This is a genomic window from Deltaproteobacteria bacterium (genome assembly GCA_018668695.1).
Taxonomy (GTDB): domain Bacteria; phylum Myxococcota; class XYA12-FULL-58-9; order XYA12-FULL-58-9; family JABJBS01; genus JABJBS01.
Map to the genome: position 1 here is coordinate 1 of JABJBS010000410.1, position 2,182 is coordinate 2,182.

At 51.4% G+C, this 2,182-nt stretch carries 2 protein-coding genes; both read right to left on the reverse strand.

Annotation, left to right across the window (positions count from 1 at the left end):
* A partial coding sequence (locus HOK28_24415) for a hypothetical protein (GenBank protein ID MBT6436255.1) occupies positions 1 to 398 on the reverse strand: 398 nt, incomplete at its 3' end.
* Positions 395 to 2,182: DUF1998 domain-containing protein (locus tag HOK28_24420; protein MBT6436256.1), on the reverse strand; the 1,788-nt coding region annotated here is incomplete at its 5' end. The genes HOK28_24420 and HOK28_24415, both read right to left, overlap by 4 nt.

Here is a 2,182-nt window from a genome sequence, read left to right on the forward strand (position 1 = left end):
TCGCCGATCTCGTCGAGAAACAACATGCCATCGATTGGGGTCTCGAGCATGGTGTCATCTAAGGCAACCCTTGCAAGGATTTCACGGCGCGCACTCAAAGCCTCGCCCACTGGCTGGGTTCCATGGCAATGCGCCAAAGGATAGCGCTTCACCACACGACGAATCGTTCCCCAAGGCGAATCCCAATTCTCGCCAGCCAAATTTTGTATCACCACAGTTTTCGGTTTTTTTCGGCGGGCTTTGCCTCGGCCGAGGTTTTTCATTCGAGACCGAAAGTCGCTGATCTTCTCTTGCTTAGACGGCTCCGCCTCGCTAACCGCCGCCGGAACTTTACGCTTATTGCTTGAAGCGGGCCCGGCAGATTTTAGCCTAGACAATTTTCCCTTAAGCTTACTCATCCGGCATCCAATAGCTTCAAGATAGCAACCGCCAACGCTTTTCGGTTCACTTCCAAGTCAATCTCAACCGCAGCCTGCTCACCGGGCTCTTGATCCTCAGATCCAATCATAGGGCCAATACAAGCCGGACAACCACCCTCACACGGGCAAGCTTCGATCACCACGCGGGCTCGGCTAATCAATGCCTCGCGCTCATCAAAAAGACGAGGAGCCAGCCCTATTCCGCCCGGCACTTTATCGTAAAGATAAATGGTTGGATCGATGATTTGGCCAGGGCTATCATCTTGCGACTCACTCTGGTCTTTTAAGCGCCGCCCAATATCGCGAGGGTCTGTCATTAAACCGATGGTAGCAACGGTGTGCATTGCTTTTGAAATGCCGCGTAAAGCGTCGATGACGGAAGGACGCGATGCCGGAATTTTCTCAACCAGTTCGCTTGGAATCGTGAGCCAGAATGCAGTGGTGTGCATTTCCATTTCTGGTAGCCGCACTTCCCCATAACCAACATTCTCGTGAGTGTGGTATTTTATCTTTTTATAACCGACCACTTTTTCCACGACACTGATTTCACCCAGCGAGGCTTGAACCTTCGAGCCAGCAGCTTCTACCAAGGTCAGCGATTCAGACTCTTCAATCACGGCGATGCGCACATGGGTCATGGCATCCGTGTAGTAGTCAGAGCTTACTTGACGAACAAATGCCTTGTGGTTGTCGTAGTCGAGTTTCTCAACTTGATACTGATTGGCATTGTGCTGATAAATCGCCTGCTCATGAAGCATGGTATGAGTGGAACGCCAATCCATCTCTGCAATGGTTTTGTCGGTATCTAGGTCGATGACGACGTAGTTATCCCAGCCCACGCTTCGAAGTGAAACATGATTTGCGGGATAGGTATCAGTTGCCCAGTGGTAAGTAACTTTTCCACTCTCGTCGCTTACCGCGTGAAGCACTTCGTGCTCCGCAAGAAACTGAAGCCCATCGGCTACGGCATCGGGTGGTAAGTCTCCAAAGGACTCCGTGGATTCAAACGGTAATTCAAAAGCAGCACACTTAAGATGCTGAATAAGAATTTCAACATTGTCGGGGTCGATTCTCGCCTGCTCTACAGGTGCAGTCACCAAACCATCAGGATGTGTCGCAAAGAATTGGTTTAGAGGAGAACTGTTGGTAACTAAAACCGCTAAGCTATCACCTTGGCGCCGACCCGCACGGCCAAAACGCTGCCATAGGCTCGCGATAGAACCAGGATAACCCGCGCAAATAACCGCATCCAAAGAGCCGATATCAATACCAAGCTCCAAAGCATTGGTGGCGACCACACAACCGACTTCGCCATTGCGCAAGCCCGCCTCAATCATCCGACGCCGCTGAGGCAAATAGCCTCCTCGATAACCTTGGACCAATTCAGGGTCCATCTTGTTACGAACGAGCCTCTCACGCAGATACTTAAGCATCACCTCAACGTTGTTTCGGCTTTGTCCAAAAATAATAGTCGAGACCTTCGCTTCAATCAGCTCGGCCGCGAGCCTTACAGCGACTTTAATACAGCTCTGACGAATCCCGAGTTCAGCATTGACCACCGGTGGATTGTAAGCCAAGACATGCCGCTGACCGGTAGGTGCACCGCTCTCACCAATCAACTCAACCTGCTCTCCGACCATCCGCGATGCGTGTTCAGCAGGGTTGCCGATGGTTGCTGATGCGAAAAGAAAGATAGGGTCCGCACCGTGAAAACGTGCAATGCGCCGGATGCGACGCACTAAATTCGCAAGATGAGATCCAAA